The sequence below is a fragment of the Enterobacter sp. PL_is379 genome (assembly GCF_055817355.1).
Genome location: NZ_JBVPGT010000024.1, coordinates 167,002 through 184,991, shown reverse-complemented (window position 1 = coordinate 184,991; position 17,990 = coordinate 167,002). Strand labels below are relative to the sequence as shown.

Genomic DNA, 17,990 nt, shown 5'->3' with positions numbered 1-17,990 from the left:
TATAAAACAGTCAATACAGGATTATTTATGTCTCTCGTTACGCCGTCAATAGATTCGCGTCTTGCCGGGATTGCCCCAGGCTTTCGGGCGCTGAGCATTCTGGTTGAAGCTGCGCCGATTACCCACCCGGAGGTAGCGCCCGCCGCGCTGGCGCAGGCCTGCCAGCAGATGTTGAATGATGATGTGCCGTGGGCTGATGCACACCTTTCAGACTGGGATGAGGTGTTTAAAGCCTTCGGCGCGAAACCGAAACGCACGCCCTGTTCCGCCGCGGCCCTGCGCAAGCGGGTACTGAAAGACGGTTCGCTGCCGTCGCTGGATCCGGTGGTGGATATCTATAACGCGGTGAGCATTCGCTATGCCATTCCGGTGGGTGGTGAAAATCTCGCGGCGTACTCGGGTGCGCCGCGTCTGACGCTGGCCGACGGCAGCGAGCCGTTTGATACCTTTAAAGAGGGACAACCAGTGGTGGAACATCCTGAACCAGGCGAGGTTATCTGGCGCGACAACCTCGGCGTCACCTGCCGCCGCTGGAACTGGCGACAGGGGGTGCGTACCCGTCTGGACAGCCAGGCGCAATCTATGTGGTTTATTCTTGAAAGCCTGCCGTCGATGCCGCTTGCGGCACTGGAAGAGGCTGGAGAAGAGCTGGTCAACAACCTGCAGCGGCTGATGCCGGGGGCCACGGCTCAGGTTAAGATGCTGACGCTGTAAGAGGACAACACGATGTTTCACGGATTAAGCGCTTTTCCGTTAACCCCCCTGAAAGAGGGGACGTTTGACGAGCAGTCCTTCATCAATCTTCTGCGCCCCGTGGTCGACGCTGGCGTGGATTCTCTGGGCATTCTCGGCTCAACGGGAAGCTATGCCTATCTGACCGTAGAAGAGCGCGGTCGGATCGCACGCTGCGCGGCGGCGCATGCTGATGACATTCCGGTCATCGTCAGCATTGGCGCATTACGGCTGGACGATATTCTGCGTCTGGCTGACGACGCGCAATCGGCAGGTGTCTCCGGCTTGCTGCTGGCGCCCGTGTCATACCAGCGATTAACGGAAGACGAAGTGTTTAATCTCTATGAAACGGTGACCCGCCAGATCTCCGTACCGCTGTGCATTTACGATAATCCCGCCACGACCGGTTTTTCGTTTAGCGATGCATTGTTATTTGCCGCCGCGGCCCTGCCGAATATAGGCTCCATAAAGCTTGGCCGCGTGCCGGAGGACCTGTCACAGGTAAGGGCTCGTCTTCCTGAGACCGTCACGCTGGGCATCGCCGGCGACTGGCGAGCGGCCTCCGCCCTGCATGCCGGGTTTGACGTCTGGTACTCGGTGCTCGGCGGATTGTTCCCGCAAACAGCGCTGGCGATTGCGCGTTCGAAAGAGACGACACAATCCGAGCGGCTGGAGCCGCTTTGGGAATTGTTCCGTCGATACGGCAGCTTGCGGGTGGTAGCAGCAGCGGCAGAAATGCTGGGGAAAGTGGAAACACCCGCGCTCCCCTTCCCGCTTCAGGCTATTCAGGGTGAGCCGCGCGAAGCGCTTGCTGCGTTACTTGCGGATCTGGCGCTGGCCTGAACAATGCCGGGTGGCGCTAACGCTTACCCGGCCTACAAAAGCAACACAACCTCTTACCCGTACCGTTACTCCGGCAACAACCCCACAAAACTGCGTTTCTTACGTGGCTCCGACATCAATTCCTCAAGCTTATCCACGCACGCCAGATAGTGCGGCGTTTGCTTATGCGCCAGCACCGCCTCTTCGTCTTTATAGGCTTCGTAGATAAAGAACCGGGTTTTCACCCTCGGGTCCTGCAATACGTCAAAGCGCAGGTTTCCCGGCTCCTTGATTGCCCCCTCGTGGTTGGCGCGGAATACCTCCAGAAACTCGTCCACCCGCTCGGGCTTAATGTTGATTTCAACCAGCGTCACGTTCATTTTGCTCCTCCCTGTTTCTCTTCCTGCCAGAACTGGAACGCATCGCGGGCATTCCAGTTCTCGTGAACCACTTTTTTCACCGCCTTCAGCATGGCGAGCGGCGCGCTGGACTGGAAGATGTTGCGCCCCATGTCCACGCCGGATGCCCCCTGATCTATCGCGCGCCAGCACATCTCCAGCGCCTCGTGCTCCGGCAGCTTTTTGCCCCCGGCGATCACAATCGGCACCGGGCAGCTGGCGGTCACTTTTTCAAAGCCCTCGTCCACGTAGTAGGTTTTGACGAACTGCGCCCCCATTTCGGCGGCGATGCGGCTGGCGAGCGAGAAATAGCGTGCGTCACGCGCCATCTCTTTACCGACCCCCGTCACCGCCAGCGTCGGCATGCCGTAGCGCGCGCCCGCATCGACAAGCTTGATGATGTTGTTGATCGACTGATGCTCAAACTCACTGCCGATGTACACCTGCGCCGCCACCGCGCAGACGTTCAGGCGCAGCGCGTCCTCCATCGCCACCGCCACGCACTCGTTCGACAGCTCGCCCAGAATTGAGTTACCGCCGGAGGCGCGCAGCACCACCGGTTTGTTCGTGGCGGCTGGCACCTGGCTCCTGAGGATGCCGCGGGTGCACATCAGCACGTCGGTTTCACCAAACAGCGGCGCGATGGAGAGATCGATACGCTCAAGGCCGGTGGTCGGCCCCTGAAAGTAGCCGTGGTCAAAGGCCAGCATCACCGTACGGTTGCTCTTAGGGTTGAAGATGCGTGCCAGGCGGGACTGCATGCCCCAGTCCAGCGAGCCGCAGCCCTTCAGCGTGAACGGCACGTTGACCTGCGGCGTGCCGATGCCAAAATCCTTACCGTCTTTGATATCGTCTAAATCAGCCATTTGCTCCCCCGTCAGAAATCGTATTTGCTGATGTTCTCTTTGGTGAACACCACCCGCTCCGGCAGCAGCACGATGCCGTTGCCCTTCGCCTCATACTGGTAGCCCTGCACGCTGTTCGGCTCGACCTTCAGCGCCCCGATATTTTTTACGTCCACGCTGTCGCCGACGTTAAGATCGCCTTTTTTCAGCAAACGATCGGCGACATTGACCGCAATTTTGCCCTGTTGTACGACATCCCACAGGCCGAAGGCTTTTACCGTGCCGCGCTCAACGTACGGGCGCATCACGTTCGGCGTACTGAACCCGACAATCGCCACCCCTTCGCGCTTCAGGTTTTCCGCCGCCTGCGCAGCGGCCGGCAGCGCGTTGGCATCCGGGGCGATGATCGCATCCAGATCCGGATACGCTTTTAAGATCCCTTCGGCGGTTTGCAACGATTTGGTGGCGTCGTTATAGCCAAACTGGGTAGTGACGACCTGCCACTGGGGATGATCTTTCTCGATTTTGGCCTTCGCCTCTTTCACCCACTGGTTCTGGTCGGTGACGGTGGGGCTGGAGTAGAAGAACGCCACTTTGGCATTCGGTTTGGTGACCTGCTTGCCCGCCATCTCCACCAGCAGGCCGCCCAGCTGTTCCGGCGTTCCCTGGTTGATATAGATGCTGCGGCACTCCGGTTTGGTGTCGGAGTCCCAGGTCAGGACCTTGACGCCGCGCTGCATCGCGCGCTTGAGCGCCGGGCAGAGGCCGTCCGGCGACACAGCGGAGACGATGATGGCGTTATAGCCCTGGTTGACGAAGTTATTGATCAGCTGCACCTGGCCGGAGACGCTCGGCTCGGTCGGGCCGTCGTAGGTGACGTCCACCCCAAGATCTTTCCCCGCCTCTTTCGCGCCGTTGCCGCCGCTGGTGAAGAAGCCCACGCCCACCAGCTTCGGGATAAAGGCAATGCGATCCGCCGCCTGCGCCGAAGCGAAGCCGAGGGCCATTGCCAGGACGAACAGTTTTGTTTTCATCTTACGCTCCGGATAGTTTTCTAAAGAGAGAACGCACCCACTCGCGGTGCAGACTCAGCGAACGTCCCATCACCACCACGACCAGCAGCGCCCCTGACAGCGCGCTCGACACCTGGTTAGGGATGCCGACCATCTGTAAACCCTGTTGCAGGTAGCCCACCAGCAGCGCCGCCAGCGCTGTACCGACAACCGAACCTGAACCGCCGTAGATATTGGCTCCTCCGAGTACGGCGGCGGTGAGCGCGGGCATCAGCAAATCGCGCCCCAGATCCGAACGCGCGGAGCCGAAATAGGAGACCATTACCAGCGCGGCAACCGCCGAGGCCACGCCCACCAGACCATACAGCGCGTAGGGCATGCCGTTCACCGACAGCGCCGCATAGCGTGCCGCACGCGGATTTTGCCCAATCAGGAACAGATGGCGCCCAAAGCGCCCGCGGTGGGTAATCAGCCAGAAGAAGACGGTGATAGCCGCGAACAAGACCAAAGGGATCGGCAGGCCCAACACCGTGAGGTTAGCGAAGGCGGTAAAGCTGTCCGGGAAGCCGCCGATGCCCTCATAGCCCGTCGCCCCCGCCATGCCGGAGAGCAGCAGCGCGCCGCCGCCGTAGAGGTAGAGCGTGCCGAGGGTGATCACCAGCGGGCTGATGCCGGTGTAGTGGATCAGCGCCGCGTTTACCAGCCCGCACAGCAGTCCCAGCAGCAGCGTCAGCGGAATCGCAACCGCCATCGGCCACCCGGCCTGCATCATCACCCCCAGCGCAATGGCGCAAAGGCCAATGGTTGAGCCCAGCGAAATGTCGATCCCGCCGCTGATGATCACCAGCGTCAGCGGCAGCGCCACAATGCCGATGCAGATAAAATCGCTGGTGCTGAACAGCAGCATGTTGATGTCGAGCATGCGCGGGTTGATGGCGCCAAAGAGCAGGATCTCCAGCACCAGCAAAATGAGCAGCGCGCTTTCCCAGTTAAGCCTCATTTACGCCACCTCTTTTTTGCGTTTGGGAAACGGGGTGACGTGCTTTCCCCCTCTGTTACCCGGCTGGAAGCGACCGTACTTCAGCGCCCGCTGATGGCGCGCCAGCGCCTGACGCAGACGCCCGTCGAGCACAAGGACGCCCAGCAGCACCAGCCCGGCGATAAAGTCGTTCCACCAGGCCGGGAGCCTGAACAGCACCAGCACGGTGTCGATTTGCGTCAGGAAAAACGCGCCAAGCAACGCGCCGATCAGCGTGCCCGTGCCGCCCAGCAGCGAGATGCCGCCGAGGACGCAGGCGGCGATGGCCTTCATCTCCAGCCCGCTGCCGGTCTGGTTGGGCACAAAACCAATCTGCGCGGCAAAGACGATCCCGGCGCAGGCCGCCAGCACGCCGTTGAGGGTAAAGGCGATCATGCGGGTGCGGTTCACCGCCACGCCCAGCTGCCGCGCGGCAGCGAGGTTATCCCCCACCGCGTAAAAATCACGCCCGAACGCGGTGCGCGACAGCGTCCACGCGCCGGTGACCACGATAATCAACACCACCATACCAAGGGGCGACACGCCGATGGCCGCAGGCTCAGAGAGAGATTTCAACCCCGGCGGCAGCCCTTCAATCCACTTTCCGCCCGTCCAGAGCAGCATCGCTCCACGGTACAGCCCCAGCGTGCCGAGGGTGGCGACAATCGCCGGGATGCGCAGCCCCACCACCAGAAACCCGTTGAATAACCCGGCCAGCGCGCCAACCGTGAGCGCGAAGAGGATGGAAACGGGCAGGCTGTAGCCGCCGTTCAGCGCCACGCCGACGGCGATGGCGGAGAGCCCGACGGTTGAACCCACGGAGACGTCGATATTGCGGGTCAGCATCACCAGCGCCGCGCCGATCGCCAGCAGGATAAGGATCTGCGAGCTGGCGAAGATCATCCCCAGCGTCTGCAAACTCAGGTAGGACGGATTGAGCGCCACCAGCACGGCGAACAGCGCCAGAATGGCGAGAAACGCGCTCAGCTCGCGGTTTTTCAGTAAGGTCTTCATGCTTGCCCTCCGAACGCCAGCGCCATCATTCTGTCGAGGCTGACGGCATGGCGCGGCAGCTCGCCGCTGAGTACGCCCTGATGCATCACCAGCACGCGGTCCGCGAGGCCCGGAAACTCATCGAGATCGCTTGAAATCATCAGCACCGCCACGTTCTGCGCCGCCACGCTTTTGATCAGCTGGTAGATGTCGGCGCGCGCCGAGACGTCCACGCCGCGCGTCGGTTCATCGACGATCAGCAGCAAAGGGTTGGCCTCCAGGCAGCGCGCCAGCAGCACCTTCTGCTGGTTACCGCCGGAGAGCGTGCGCACGGTTTGATCCGCATGGTTGAGCTTGATCCCCAGCGCCCGGTGATAGCGTTCCACCACCGCCGACTCCCGCTTGCGCTGCTGCCAGAGCGACGGCTCGTTCAGCGCCACGGTATTCCAGCGGATCGGCGCGTCGAGGAACAGGCCGGACACCTGCCTGTCTTCCGGCAGGTAGACCAGCCCTTTTTCCAGGCGTGAACTTACCGGATCGCCGGTGATCTCCTGGTTATCCAGCCAGACGCGGCCCCCGCGCACGGGCCGCAGGCCGTAGAGCGTTTCCGCAAACTCGGTGCGTCCGGATCCCACCAGCCCTGCCAGGCCAACGATCTCCCCGGCATAGATCTCAAGACTGAGATCGATAAAGCCTTCCCCGGTAAGATCGTCAACGCGCAGCACCGGGAAATCCTGCGGCTGGGTACGGCGATTGCCCGGGAGCGCCAGCCACAGCTTTTGCGTATCGCTTAGGGATTTCTCCCGGCTTATCGGCGTCATGGCGGCGATCAGGGCGCTGTCGTCAAACTGCGCGGTTTCGCCGCTCAGCACCACCGCGCCGTCGCGCATCACCGAGACGTGGCTCGACAGCTGGCGAATTTCCGGCAGCTTGTGCGAGATAAAGACAATCCCGACGCCAAGATCCTGCAGGGCACGGATCTGGCGGAACAGCCGCTCGGTTTCGCCCGGCGTGAGGGAGGCCGTAGGTTCGTCGAGGATCAGGATCCTGGCATTGCGCATCAGCCCGCGCAGGATCTCCACCATCTGCTGATCCGCCACTTCCAGCGTGCTGGCGGCGGCATCGAGGTTAAGCTGGCACTGCAGCTGCTGGAGTTTCTCCTCCAGCCGCTTTTCCAGATCGCGCTCGCGCGGCAGGCGGAACAGGATGTTTTCCCGCACCGTCAGGTTGGGGAACAGCAGCGGCTCCTGCGGCACGAGATAAATGCCAAGCCTGTGCGCCTGAACGGGCGTCAGCCGCGCATATGACTGCCCCTCGACAGAAAGTTCACCGCTGTCAGGCGTTTCGACCCCGGCGATGATTTTCATCAGCGTCGATTTTCCCGCGCCGTTTCCGCCCATCAGGGCGTGCACCTGGCCCGCAAGCAGCGTGAAATCAATGCCTTTAAGAACCGGCACGCCTGAGAACTGCTTGCTGATATTCCGCGCGTCGAGAAGTGAGGTCATCATCGCTCCGCTATTGAACAAAAGATTTTTAGATTTAATAATGTTCAAAAGCGTAGACGGTGAACTATATTTACAACCGTGCAGGGATCACAGTTTTATCGATTGGGATTCAGATAAACCAAAAACGATCGAAATGATCCGTTTTGTCGCGTGGCTCACACTTTCCCTTCGCGCCATCACGAACATATGATCTAAATTTTTATAAGAGTTCAACTATGAGCGATAAACGCACTGCGGAAGAAGGACGGTTTGCCGGGCTGGCACTGGCGGAAGAGGAGCTGGTGGCGCGCGTGGCCTGGTGCTACTACCACGACGGGCTGACCCAGAACGATATCGGCGAGCGGCTCGGGCTGCCGCGATTAAAAATCTCCCGTCTGCTGGAGAAGGGCCGTCAGTCCGGGGTGATCCGCGTGCAGATCAACTCCCGCTACGAGGGCTGCCTGGCGCTGGAGACCGAGCTACAGCAGCGCTTTGGCCTGAAGCTGGTGCGCGTGATGCCCGCCCTGAATACGCCGCCGATGAACGTGCGGCTCGGCATTGGCGCGGCGCAGTCGCTGATGGGCGTACTGGAGCCCGGCCAGCTGCTGGCGGTGGGGTTTGGTGAAACCACCATGAGCAGCCTGCAGCACCTGAGCGGCTTTATCAGCTCGCAGCAGATCCGCCTGGTGACGCTCTCCGGCGGCGTCGGGCCGTATATGACCGGTATCGGCCAGCTGGACGCGGCATGCAGTGTCAGCATGATCCCCGCCCCGCTTCGCGTGTCATCCGCCGAGGTGGCCGGGATCTTAAAACGTGAAACCAGCGTGCGGGACGTAATCCTCGCCGCCACCGCTGCCGACGTGGCGGTGGTCGGCATTGGGTCGGTGAACCAGCGCCGTGACGCCACGATACTGCGATCCGGCTATATCAGCGAAGGTGAACAGCTGATGTACGCCCGCAAAGGCGCGGTCGGCGACATTCTCGGCTATTTCCTCAATGCCGAAGGGGAGTGCGTCGAGGAACTGGAGATCCATAAAGAATTACTCGGCGTCTCGCTTGATGAGCTGGCGCAGCTGCCCACCATCGTTGGCGTGGCCGGAGGGGAAGAGAAAGCCGATGCGATTTATGCCGCACTGAAGGGTCGCCGTATCAATGGCCTGGTGACGGAGGAGACGACAGCCCGCGCGGTGCTGGCTCTGGCCAAGTGAGAGCCCGCCCTGCGCTAACAGCGAGGCAAGCTCATGAGTTACCTTTTAGCGTTAGATGCAGGGACCGGCAGCGTTCGCGCCGTGATTTTCGATTTGCAGGGCAACCAGATTGCCGTCGGCCAGGCCGAGTGGAAGCACCTGAACGTAGAGAACGTGCCGGGGTCGATGGAGTTCGACCTCGACACCAACTGGCGGCTGGCCTGCCAGTGCATTCATCAGGCGCTGTCGCGCGCGAATCTGGGCGCGGCGGATATTCAGTCCGTCGCATGCTGCTCCATGCGCGAAGGGATAGTGCTTTACGACCGCAACGGCGAGGCCATCTGGGCCTGCGCCAACGTTGACGCCCGCGCCAGCCGCGAGGTGGCCGAACTCAAAGAGATCCACGACTATCGTTTTGAATCCGAAGTGTATGACGTTTCCGGGCAGACGCTGGCGCTGAGCGCCATGCCGCGCCTGCTGTGGCTGGCGCACCATCGTCCGGATATTTATCGTAAAGCCGCCACCATCACCATGATCAGCGACTGGCTGGCGGCGAAGCTCTCCGGCGAGCTGGCGGTCGACCCGTCTAACGCGGGCACCACCGGCATGCTGGATTTGTTTTCCCGCGACTGGCGTCCGGCGCTGCTCGACATGGCCGGGCTGCGCGCCGATATTCTCTCCCCGGTGAAAGAGACCGGCACCGTGCTGGGCGCTATCACCAAAGAGGCCGCGCAGCAAAGCGGCCTGCGCGAAGGCACGCCGGTCGTCATGGGCGGCGGCGACGTACAGCTGGGCTGTCTGGGGCTGGGCGTAGTTCGCGCCGGGCAGACGGCGGTGCTGGGCGGCACCTTCTGGCAGCAGGTGGTGAACCTGCCGCAGGTGCGCACCGACCCCGAGATGAACATCCGCGTCAACCCGCACGTTATCCCCGGCATGGCGCAGGCGGAGTCGATCAGCTTTTTTACCGGGCTGACCATGCGCTGGTTCCGCGACGCCTTCTGCGCGGAGGAAAAGCTGATTGCCGAGCGGATGGGGATGGACACCTACTCCCTGCTGGAAGAGATGGCCAGCCGCGTGCCGGCGGGTTCACACGGGGTGATGCCGATCTTCTCCGACGCCATGCATTTTAAGCAGTGGTACCACGCCGCACCGTCGTTTATTAACCTCTCCATCGACCCGGAAAAATGCAATAAAGCGACGCTGTTCCGCGCACTGGAGGAGAACGCGGCGATCGTCTCGGCCTGCAACCTGGCGCAGATTTCGCGCTTCTCCGGCGTGACGTTTGAGAGCCTGGTGTTTGCCGGTGGCGGTTCGAAAGGCGCGCTGTGGAGCCAGATCCTCAGCGACGTCACCGGCCTGCCGGTGCGCGTGCCGGAAGTGAAGGAGGCGACGGCGCTGGGCTGCGCCATTGCGGCAGGCGTTGGCGCAGGGCTGTTTGCCGATATGGCCTCGACGGGCGAGCGGCTGGTGAAATGGAGCCGCGAGTTCACGCCAAACCCGGTACATCGCGAGCTGTACGACGGCATGATGCAGAAATGGCAGGCGGTATATGCGGACCAGCTTGGGTTGGTGGACAGCGGGCTGACGACATCGATGTGGCAGGCACCGGGGTTAGTAAAAACCCATCCCCCTCACCCTGCCCCTCTCCTCATAGGGGAGAGGGAAAAAACCAAATCGAGCTGATTCTTTAAGGCCGCACCGGCCAGTCCCCTCTCCCCTCCGGGGAGAGGGTTAGGGTGAGGGGAAGTTCTTTGAGATCTATCACAATCATTCGATCCCGCTTTTACCTTTCTGCTGCCGCTGGCTAAATTAGTAACTCATCCGACCACATAACAATAATTTTACACTGGAAGAGACTATGAGCCGCTACCCGTCGTTATTCGCCCCCCTCGATCTGGGGTTCACCACACTCAAAAACCGCGTGCTGATGGGGTCGATGCACACCGGGCTGGAGGAGCACCCGGACGGGGCCGAGCGTCTGGCAGCCTTCTATGCCGAGCGCGCACGCCACGGGGTGGCGCTGATCGTCACCGGCGGCGTGGCCCCTGCCCCTTCCGGCGTGGGCATGGAGGGCGGCGCGGTCCTGAACGATGCGTCACAGCTGCCGCACCACCGCATTGTGACCGACGCGGTACACCGCGAGGGCGGCAAAATCGCCCTGCAAATTCTGCACACCGGACGCTACAGCTATCAGCCGAATCTGGTCGCGCCATCGGCTCTTCAGGCACCGATTAACCGTTTTAAACCTCACGCCCTCACCCACGACGAGATCCTGGCGTTGATTGACGACTTCGCCCGCTGCGCGGCGCTGGCGCGCGAGGCGGGCTACGACGGCGTTGAGGTGATGGGCTCAGAAGGCTACCTGATCAACGAGTTTCTCGCCGCCCGCACCAACCACCGTGAAGACGAATGGGGCGGCGACTATGCCCGCCGGATGCGCTTTGCCGTGGAGGTGGTGCGCGCGGTGCGCGAACGTGCAGGGGCTGATTTTATTATCGTCTTCCGCCTGTCGATGCTCGACCTGGTGGAAGGCGGCGGAACGTTCGATGAAACCGTGCAGCTGGCGCAGGCGATTGAAGCCGCAGGTGCCACCATTATCAACACCGGCATCGGCTGGCACGAGGCGCGCATCCCGACCATCGCCACGCCGGTGCCGCGCGCGGCGTTCAGCTGGGTGACGCGCAGGCTGAAAGGGAAAGTGTCTGTTCCGCTGGTCACCACCAACCGCATTAACGATCCGCAGGTGGCGGACGATGTGATTTCACGCGGCGACGCCGACATGGTCTCAATGGCGCGGCCGTTCCTTGCCGATGCCGAGCTGCTGTCCAAAGCGCAAAGCGGCCGTGCGGATGAAATCAACACCTGCATCGGCTGTAACCAGGCCTGCCTGGATCAGATCTTCGTCGGCAAGGTCACCTCATGCCTGGTTAACCCACGCGCCTGCCATGAAACCAAAATGCCGGTCGTTCCGGCAGTCAATAAAAAACGCCTGGCCGTGGTGGGCGCAGGCCCGGCGGGGCTGGCGTTTGCGGTCAATGCCGCCTCGCGCGGGCACAGCGTAACGCTGTTTGATGCGCTGGGGGAGATTGGCGGGCAGTTTAATATCGCCAAACAGATCCCCGGCAAAGAGGAGTTCTACGAAACGCTGCGCTACTACCGCCGGATGATCGAGCTGACGGGCGTCGAGCTGCGGCTTAACCAGTTTGTCCACGCAGCGGATCTGACTGATTTCGATGAGGTGATCCTGGCGAGCGGGATCGTACCGCGCACGCCTGCGATCGAGGGTATCGATCATCCGAAGGTGTTGAGCTATCTGGATGTATTGCGAGACAAAACGCCGGTTGGCGAGAAGGTGGCGATTATCGGCTGCGGCGGGATCGGCTTTGATACCGCCATGTATTTAAGCCAGCCGGGCGAAGCCACCAGCCAGAATATCGCCGAGTTTTGCGTGGAATGGGGGATCGACACCAGCCTGAATCAGTCTGGCGGCCTGCGCCCGGAAGGGCCGCAGCTGCCGAAAAGCCCGCGCCAGATCGTGATGCTGCAGCGTAAAGCCAGCAAGCCGGGCGAAGGGCTGGGTAAAACCACGGGCTGGATCCACCGCGCTACCCTGCTCTCACGCGGGGTGAAGATGATCCCGGCGGTAAGCTACCAGAAGATCGACGACGAGGGTCTGCACGTCACGATCGGCGGCGAACCGCAGCTGCTGTGCGTGGATCACGTCATTTTATGTGCCGGGCAGGAGCCAAAGCGCGATCTGGCCGATCCGCTGCGCGAGGCCGGTAAAACGGTGCATCTGATTGGCGGGTGCGACGTGGCGATGGAGCTGGACGCGCGGCGCGCGATTGCGCAGGGGACGAAATTAGCTCTGATGATCTAGAACATTGCCGGGCAGCGGGGTAAAGCAAAACGGCAACCGGGTTGCCGTTTTTAGTGTTTGCGCCCTCTCCCTGTGGGAGAGGGTCGGGGTGAGGGCATCAGGCCGCACATACCCAATCTTACCGACGACGTCCCAGCTTCACCGACTTCAGCACCACAAACTTATTGTTCGTCGCAATGGTGACGCAGTTGCCGAAAATCTTCTTCAGCTTGTGGAAGTAGTCCAGGTGGCGGTTCGCCACGATGTACAGCTCGCCGTTGATTTTCAGGCAGCGGCGCGCGTGGTGGAACATTTCCCACGCAACGTTATCCGTCAGGGCGTGCTTCTGGTGGAACGGCGGGTTACAGAACACCGCGTTGAAGCGGAACGGCTCTACGCCAGACAGCGCGTTGTTGATCATAAACTCGCAGCGGTCCAGCGCGTCCGGCATGTTGGTTTCCACGTTCAGACGGCTGGAGGCCACCGCCATCGGCGACTCGTCGCTGAACACCACGCTGGCTTCCGGGTTCTTCGCCAGCAGCGTCAGGCCGATCACACCGTTGCCGCAGCCCAGGTCGACAATCTCACCTTCCAGATTTTCCGGCAGATGTTCCATAAAGAAGCGCGCGCCGATATCCAGACCGGTGCGGGAGAAGACGTTCGCGTGGTTATGGATGGTCCAGTCAGTCCCTTCCAGCTTCCAGCTCAGCGTTTCTGGCGCGTCGGCCAGCTCCGGTGCGCTGAAGGTGCAGTTGATCAGGCGCGCTTTTTTCCAGGCCAGCGTGGTGGTGGTCGGGCCGAGGACTTTCTCGAACAGCTCCAGCGTCGAAGTATGAATATCGCGCGCTTTGGCACCCGCGATGATGCGCGTATCCGGCGTCACGACCTTACGCAGCGCGCGCAGCTGCTGCTCCAGCAGCGCCATGGTTTTTGGCACTTTGATCAGCACCACGCCGGGCGCCTGCGGGTAGTCCGAGGTGCTGTCGAGAAACTTCACGCTGGACTCTTCGATGTCGTTATGGCGCAGGTTTTCACGCGTCGCCAGCTCGCTCAGGTAGGAATCGCCGATGCTGTATGGCGTGTGCTCCGCCAGGGCGCATCCCAGCGCGCCAAACGCGTCATTCAGGATCAAAACCGGGCCGCGGATTTCAGTGTCATCCAACTGCTGCAGCAGATATTCATCCGCTGCTTCCCACGCCTGAAGCGGGTTAACGTCGTCCGTTTCCGGGAAACGTTTAAGGTTGAGTGAACGGAAACCGTTGTCTAAGTGGCTCATCGGCCCTCCTGAATGGTAAAATTTGGCGTATCCCTGAAAAGGGTGCGTGAGTATACCCGTTTTCGCATTAATTTGGGCTTTTGATGAACCAACTTACTTATCTCCAGGGCTATCCGGAGCATTTACTGACTCAGGTTCGCAGCCTGATTGCCGAGCAGAAGCTCGGTGCGGTGCTGGAAAAACGCTATCCCGGCACGCACGATTTCGCGACCGATAAGGCCCTCTGGCAGTATACGCAGGATCTGAAAAGCCGGTATCTGAAGAGCGCGCCACCGATCAACAAGGTGATGTACGACAATAAGATCCACGTGCTGAAAAACGCGCTCGGCCTGCACACCGCCATCTCCCGCGTGCAGGGCGGCAAGCTGAAGGCGAAGGCCGAAATCCGCGTCGCGACGGTGTTCCGTAACGCGCCGGAAGCGTTTCTGCGGATGATCGTGGTGCACGAACTGGCGCACCTGAAAGAGAAAGAGCACGACAAAGCGTTCTATTCCCTGTGCTGCCACATGGAACCGCAGTACCATCAGCTGGAGTTTGATACCCGCCTGTGGCTTACGCATTTATCGTTAAATGGTAATGCGGAATAGCGCACGCGAATTGTCATGATGACGTGCTACAGTGGCTAAAGGTTCCCCGCTACGGAGTACGTAAACGTTTATGATACGTTTCGCAGTCATTGGTACGAACTGGATCACGCGCCAGTTCGTCGACGCCGCCCACGAAACCGGCAAACTTAAACTTACCGCAGTCTATTCCCGCAGCCTTGAGCAGGCGCAGAGTTTTGCTAACGACTACCTCGTTGAGCATCTCTTCACTTCGCTTGATGAGATGGCGCAAAGCGACGCCATTGACGCGGTCTATATCGCCAGCCCGAACTCCCTGCACTTCCCGCAGACAAAGCTGTTTCTCAGCCACAAAAAGCATGTGATTTGCGAGAAGCCGCTGGCGTCGAATATCCAGGAAGTGGAAGCGGCCATTGCGCTTGCCCGCGAAAATCAGGTGGTGCTGTTCGAAGCGTTCAAAACCGCCAGCCTGCCGAATTTCCTGCTGCTGCAGCAGTCCCTGCCGAAAATTGGCAAAGTGCGTAAAGCCTTTATCAACTACTGCCAGTACTCGTCGCGCTACCAGCGCTATCTGGACGGCGAGAACCCGAATACCTTTAACCCGGCCTTCTCTAACGGTTCGATTATGGATATCGGCTTCTACTGTCTGGCCTCTGCCGTGGCCCTGTGGGGCGAGCCGCACGGCGTAACGGCCACCGCCAGCCTGCTGGAGAGCGGCGTGGATGCGCACGGACTCGTAGTGCTGGATTACGGTGATTTCAGCGTCACGCTGCAGCACTCCAAGGTGAGCGATTCCGTGCTGCCGAGCGAAATTCAGGGCGAGGCGGGCTCGCTGGTTATCGAGAAGATCTCCGAGTGTCAGAAAGTGAGCTTTGTGCCGCGCGGCGGCAAAGCGCAGGAGCTGACGCAGCCTCAGCATATTAACACTATGCTCTATGAGGCAGAGGTCTTCGCCCGTCTGGTGGAAGACAACGAAGTGAATCACCCTGGCCTGGCGGTGAGCCGCACCACGGCGAAGCTGCAAACGGAGATCCGCCGCCAGACCGGCGTGGTGTTCCCGGCAGACGGCATCAGCGCGGAAGCGATCGCGTAAAGCTGTGTAATGAAACGGTGCAGACCATTGACGAAACCGATGGTCTGACATATTTTGTTACCTGCAAAGGGGAGTAACTTCTTCGCCGGTGGATCGTCATTACGATGCGTGCAATACCGCATCCGGTCGCCGGGCAACCCTCGTGGTTGTAAGTGAGACCTTGCCGGAAGGCGAGGTCTATGCATAAAAAGCTAACGGCTATCGTCTTCTGACCATGGCCGTTTTTGTTTTTTATGTGTAAGGAAAATAGTATGCATTCTGTCGGCACTCCAATGTTGTGGGGCGGATTCGCGGTTGTCGTGCTCATCATGCTGGCGATCGACCTCTTTTTGCAGGGGCGTCGCGGCGCACACGGCATGAGCATCAAACAGGCTGCAGCCTGGTCTCTGGTGTGGGTCACCCTCTCCCTGCTGTTCTGTGCCGCCTTCTGGTGGTATCTGGCCTCGACCGAAGGCCGCGCGGTTGCCGATCCTCAGGCCCTCGCCTTCCTCACCGGCTATCTGATTGAAAAAGCCCTGGCGGTCGATAACGTCTTCGTCTGGCTGATGCTGTTCAGCTACTTCGCCGTGCCTGCGGCCCTGCAGCGCCGCGTGCTGGTTTATGGCGTACTGGGTGCCATTGTTCTGCGTACCATTATGATCTTCGCTGGCAGCTGGTTGATTACCCAGTTCGAATGGCTGCTGTACGTCTTCGGCGCGTTCCTGCTGTTCACCGGGGTCAAAATGGCGCTGGCGAAAGAGGACGGCTCTGCGATTGGCGATCGCCCGCTGGTGAAGTGGATCCGTGGACACCTGCGCATGACCGACAAGATTGAGAGCGAGCACTTCTTCGTGCGCAAGAATGGCCTGCTGTTTGCCACCCCGCTGCTGCTGGTGCTGATTCTGGTTGAGCTGAGCGACGTGATTTTCGCCGTGGACAGCATCCCGGCTATCTTCGCGGTGACCACCGACCCGTTCATCGTCCTGACCTCAAACCTGTTCGCCATTCTCGGCCTGCGTGCGATGTACTTCCTGCTGGCGGGCGCGGCGGAGCGCTTCTCGATGCTGAAGTACGGTCTGTCGGTGATCCTGGTGTTTATCGGTATCAAGATGCTGATCGTCGATTTCTACCATATCCCGATCGCCATTTCGCTCGGCGTGGTGTTTGGCATTCTGATCGTGACGCTGATTATCAATACCTGGGTTAACCGCCAGCACGATAAGAAGCAGCAGATGGAGTAAAACGTTCGGTGCGGGCTGATGCCCTCACCCCGGCCCTTTCCCACAGGGAGAGGGTGAACACACATTTGTAACGCAGTAGTTAAAAAACATGACGCACCACGTAAAATCCAGCATTTTACGCTTCCCTCCCAAGACACTTTCCCTATACTCGACCAGGCAAACATTTACTTACATCCGGACATAAATGTGACTAAGAGCACATCCGGGATGGAACGCAATTTCACTCAGGAATAATGTATGAGCACACAATCAACGGGGCTGTTTGCGCGCCTGGCGCAGGGAAGTCTGGTTAAACAAATTCTGGTAGGACTGATATTGGGTATTCTGCTTGCGATGGTTTCAAAACCTGCAGCGGAAGCCACGGGGCTGCTCGGTACCCTTTTCGTTGGCGCACTGAAAGCGGTCGCGCCGGTTCTGGTACTGATGCTGGTTATGGCGTCGATTGCCAACCACCAGCACGGACAAAAAACCAATATTCGCCCTATTCTGTTCCTGTATCTTCTGGGGACCTTCTCAGCCGCGCTAACCGCCGTTGTGTTTAGTTTCCTGTTCCCGTCCACGCTGCACCTGACCAGCGCGGCCGGTGATATCACGCCGCCATCCGGCATTGTCGAAGTGCTTCGCGGCCTGCTGATGAGCATGGTCTCTAACCCCATCACCGCGCTGATGAGCGGAAACTACATTGGCATCCTGGTCTGGGCGATTGGTCTGGGCTTCGCGCTGCGCCACGGTAACGACACCACGAAACACCTGGTCAACGATTTGTCGAACGCCGTCACCTTTATGGTGAAGCTGGTCATTCGCTTTGCGCCAATTGGTATTTTCGGTCTGGTCTCTTCCACGCTGGCAACCACCGGTTTTGACGCGCTGTGGGGTTACGCGCAGCTGCTGGTGGTTCTGGTCGGCTGTATGCTGCTGGTGGCGTTGGTGATCAACCCGCTGCTGGTGTTCTGGCAGATCCGCCGTAATCCGTACCCGCTGGTGCTGACCTGCCTGCGCGAAAGCGGCGTGTATGCCTTCTTCACCCGCAGCTCTGCGGCGAACATTCCGGTTAACATGGCACTGGCGGAGAAGCTGAACCTGGACCGCGATACCTACTCCGTGTCGATCCCGCTGGGTGCAACCGTGAACATGGCGGGCGCGGCGATCACCATTACGGTGCTGACGCTGGCCGCGGTGCAGACGCTGGGTATTCCGGTGGATCTGCCAACCGCGCTGCTGCTGAGCGTGGTGGCGTCGCTGTGTGCATGCGGCGCATCCGGTGTGGCGGGCGGTTCCCTGCTGCTGATCCCGCTGGCGTGCAATATGTTCGGCATCCCGAACGAGATCGCAATGCAGGTTGTGGCCGTCGGCTTTATCATCGGCGTGCTGCAGGACTCCTGCGAAACCGCGCTGAACTCCTCTACCGACGTGCTGTTCACCGCAGCGGCCTGTCAGGCGGAAGACGCGCGTTTAGCGAAGAACGCCCTACGCAGTTAAAAAAAAGC

16 protein-coding genes are annotated in these 17,990 nt (G+C 60.3%); 9 read left to right on the top strand and 7 right to left on the bottom strand.

Features of this window, described 5'->3' with window-relative positions; translation table 11 throughout:
* Positions 1 to 27 precede the first annotated feature (27 nt).
* Both AC0TOY_RS06575 and AC0TOY_RS06570 read left to right on the top strand, forming a co-directional pair.
* Positions 28 to 714, top strand: coding sequence for a B3/B4 domain-containing protein (locus tag AC0TOY_RS06575; RefSeq protein WP_473721624.1), 687 nt, complete (start codon positions 28 to 30; stop codon positions 712 to 714).
* A gap of 12 nt (positions 715 to 726) precedes the next feature.
* A complete protein-coding gene (locus tag AC0TOY_RS06570; RefSeq protein ID WP_473721623.1) occupies positions 727 to 1,575 on the top strand; it encodes a dihydrodipicolinate synthase family protein in 849 nt (282 codons plus the stop codon).
* 65 nt (positions 1,576 to 1,640) lie between these two features.
* Here the strand turns inward: AC0TOY_RS06570 and lsrG are convergent, their stop codons facing one another.
* Genes lsrG through lsrA form a run of 6 tightly spaced genes read right to left on the bottom strand, consistent with a single transcriptional unit; the run spans position 1,641 to position 7,326 of the window.
* Positions 1,641 to 1,934, bottom strand: coding sequence for a (4S)-4-hydroxy-5-phosphonooxypentane-2,3-dione isomerase (gene lsrG / locus AC0TOY_RS06565; RefSeq protein WP_003862606.1), 294 nt, complete (start codon positions 1,932 to 1,934; stop codon positions 1,641 to 1,643).
* Complete coding sequence (gene lsrF, locus AC0TOY_RS06560) at positions 1,931 to 2,818, bottom strand: 3-hydroxy-5-phosphonooxypentane-2,4-dione thiolase (protein WP_061716445.1); 888 nt, start codon at positions 2,816 to 2,818, stop codon at positions 1,931 to 1,933. The genes lsrG and lsrF overlap by 4 nt, the downstream gene beginning before the upstream one ends.
* Positions 2,819 to 2,829: 11 nt before the next feature.
* Positions 2,830 to 3,831: an autoinducer 2 ABC transporter substrate-binding protein LsrB gene (gene lsrB, locus AC0TOY_RS06555; protein ID WP_370884294.1), complete on the bottom strand. Its 1,002-nt coding sequence runs from the start codon at positions 3,829 to 3,831 to the stop codon at positions 2,830 to 2,832.
* 1 nt (position 3,832) lies between these two features.
* Positions 3,833 to 4,810, bottom strand: a complete 978-nt coding sequence (gene lsrD / locus AC0TOY_RS06550; RefSeq protein ID WP_473721622.1) for an autoinducer 2 ABC transporter permease LsrD — start codon at positions 4,808 to 4,810, stop codon at positions 3,833 to 3,835.
* Positions 4,811 to 5,842: an autoinducer 2 ABC transporter permease LsrC gene (gene lsrC, locus AC0TOY_RS06545; protein ID WP_473721621.1), complete on the bottom strand. Its 1,032-nt coding sequence runs from the start codon at positions 5,840 to 5,842 to the stop codon at positions 4,811 to 4,813.
* Positions 5,839 to 7,326 carry an autoinducer 2 ABC transporter ATP-binding protein LsrA gene (lsrA, locus tag AC0TOY_RS06540; RefSeq protein WP_473721630.1) on the bottom strand — a complete coding sequence of 496 codons (1,488 nt, stop codon included), beginning with the start codon at positions 7,324 to 7,326 and terminating at the stop codon, positions 5,839 to 5,841. Before lsrA ends, lsrC begins: the two co-directional genes overlap by 4 nt.
* 215 nt (positions 7,327 to 7,541) lie before the next feature.
* Here lsrA and lsrR point away from each other — a divergent pair, with 215 nt between their 5' ends.
* The 3 genes from lsrR to AC0TOY_RS06525 all read left to right on the top strand — a co-directional run bounded on the left by lsrR (position 7,542) and on the right by AC0TOY_RS06525 (position 12,372).
* Entirely contained in the window at positions 7,542 to 8,513 is a 972-nt protein-coding gene (gene lsrR, locus AC0TOY_RS06535; RefSeq protein WP_003862617.1) for a transcriptional regulator LsrR, read from the top strand.
* A 33-nt stretch (positions 8,514 to 8,546) separates the two neighbouring features.
* A complete protein-coding gene (gene lsrK, locus AC0TOY_RS06530) occupies positions 8,547 to 10,175 on the top strand; it encodes an autoinducer-2 kinase (protein WP_473721620.1) in 1,629 nt (542 codons plus the stop codon).
* A gap of 175 nt (positions 10,176 to 10,350) precedes the next feature.
* A complete protein-coding gene (locus AC0TOY_RS06525) occupies positions 10,351 to 12,372 on the top strand; it encodes an oxidoreductase (RefSeq protein ID WP_473721619.1) in 2,022 nt (673 codons plus the stop codon).
* A gap of 118 nt (positions 12,373 to 12,490) precedes the next feature.
* Here AC0TOY_RS06525 and rlmG read toward each other — a convergent pair whose 3' ends face one another.
* Positions 12,491 to 13,627: a 23S rRNA (guanine(1835)-N(2))-methyltransferase RlmG gene (rlmG, locus tag AC0TOY_RS06520; protein ID WP_090418807.1), complete on the bottom strand. Its 1,137-nt coding sequence runs from the start codon at positions 13,625 to 13,627 to the stop codon at positions 12,491 to 12,493.
* A gap of 83 nt (positions 13,628 to 13,710) precedes the next feature.
* Here rlmG and AC0TOY_RS06515 point away from each other — a divergent pair, with 83 nt between their 5' ends.
* The 4 genes from AC0TOY_RS06515 to sstT all read left to right on the top strand — a co-directional run bounded on the left by AC0TOY_RS06515 (position 13,711) and on the right by sstT (position 17,982).
* The gene (locus AC0TOY_RS06515) at positions 13,711 to 14,214 is read left to right on the top strand and encodes a YgjP-like metallopeptidase domain-containing protein (RefSeq protein WP_023333531.1); all 504 of its coding nucleotides are present in this window, start codon (positions 13,711 to 13,713) and stop codon (positions 14,212 to 14,214) included.
* Positions 14,215 to 14,284: 70 nt separating this feature from the next.
* Positions 14,285 to 15,283, top strand: a complete 999-nt coding sequence (locus AC0TOY_RS06510) for a Gfo/Idh/MocA family protein (protein WP_032650326.1) — start codon at positions 14,285 to 14,287, stop codon at positions 15,281 to 15,283.
* Between the two features lie 251 nt (positions 15,284 to 15,534).
* The gene (locus AC0TOY_RS06505; protein WP_407859105.1) at positions 15,535 to 16,503 is read left to right on the top strand and encodes a TerC family protein; all 969 of its coding nucleotides are present in this window, start codon (positions 15,535 to 15,537) and stop codon (positions 16,501 to 16,503) included.
* A 237-nt stretch (positions 16,504 to 16,740) separates the two neighbouring features.
* A complete protein-coding gene (gene sstT, locus AC0TOY_RS06500; protein ID WP_048992600.1) occupies positions 16,741 to 17,982 on the top strand; it encodes a serine/threonine transporter SstT in 1,242 nt (413 codons plus the stop codon).
* Positions 17,983 to 17,990 lie beyond the last annotated feature (8 nt).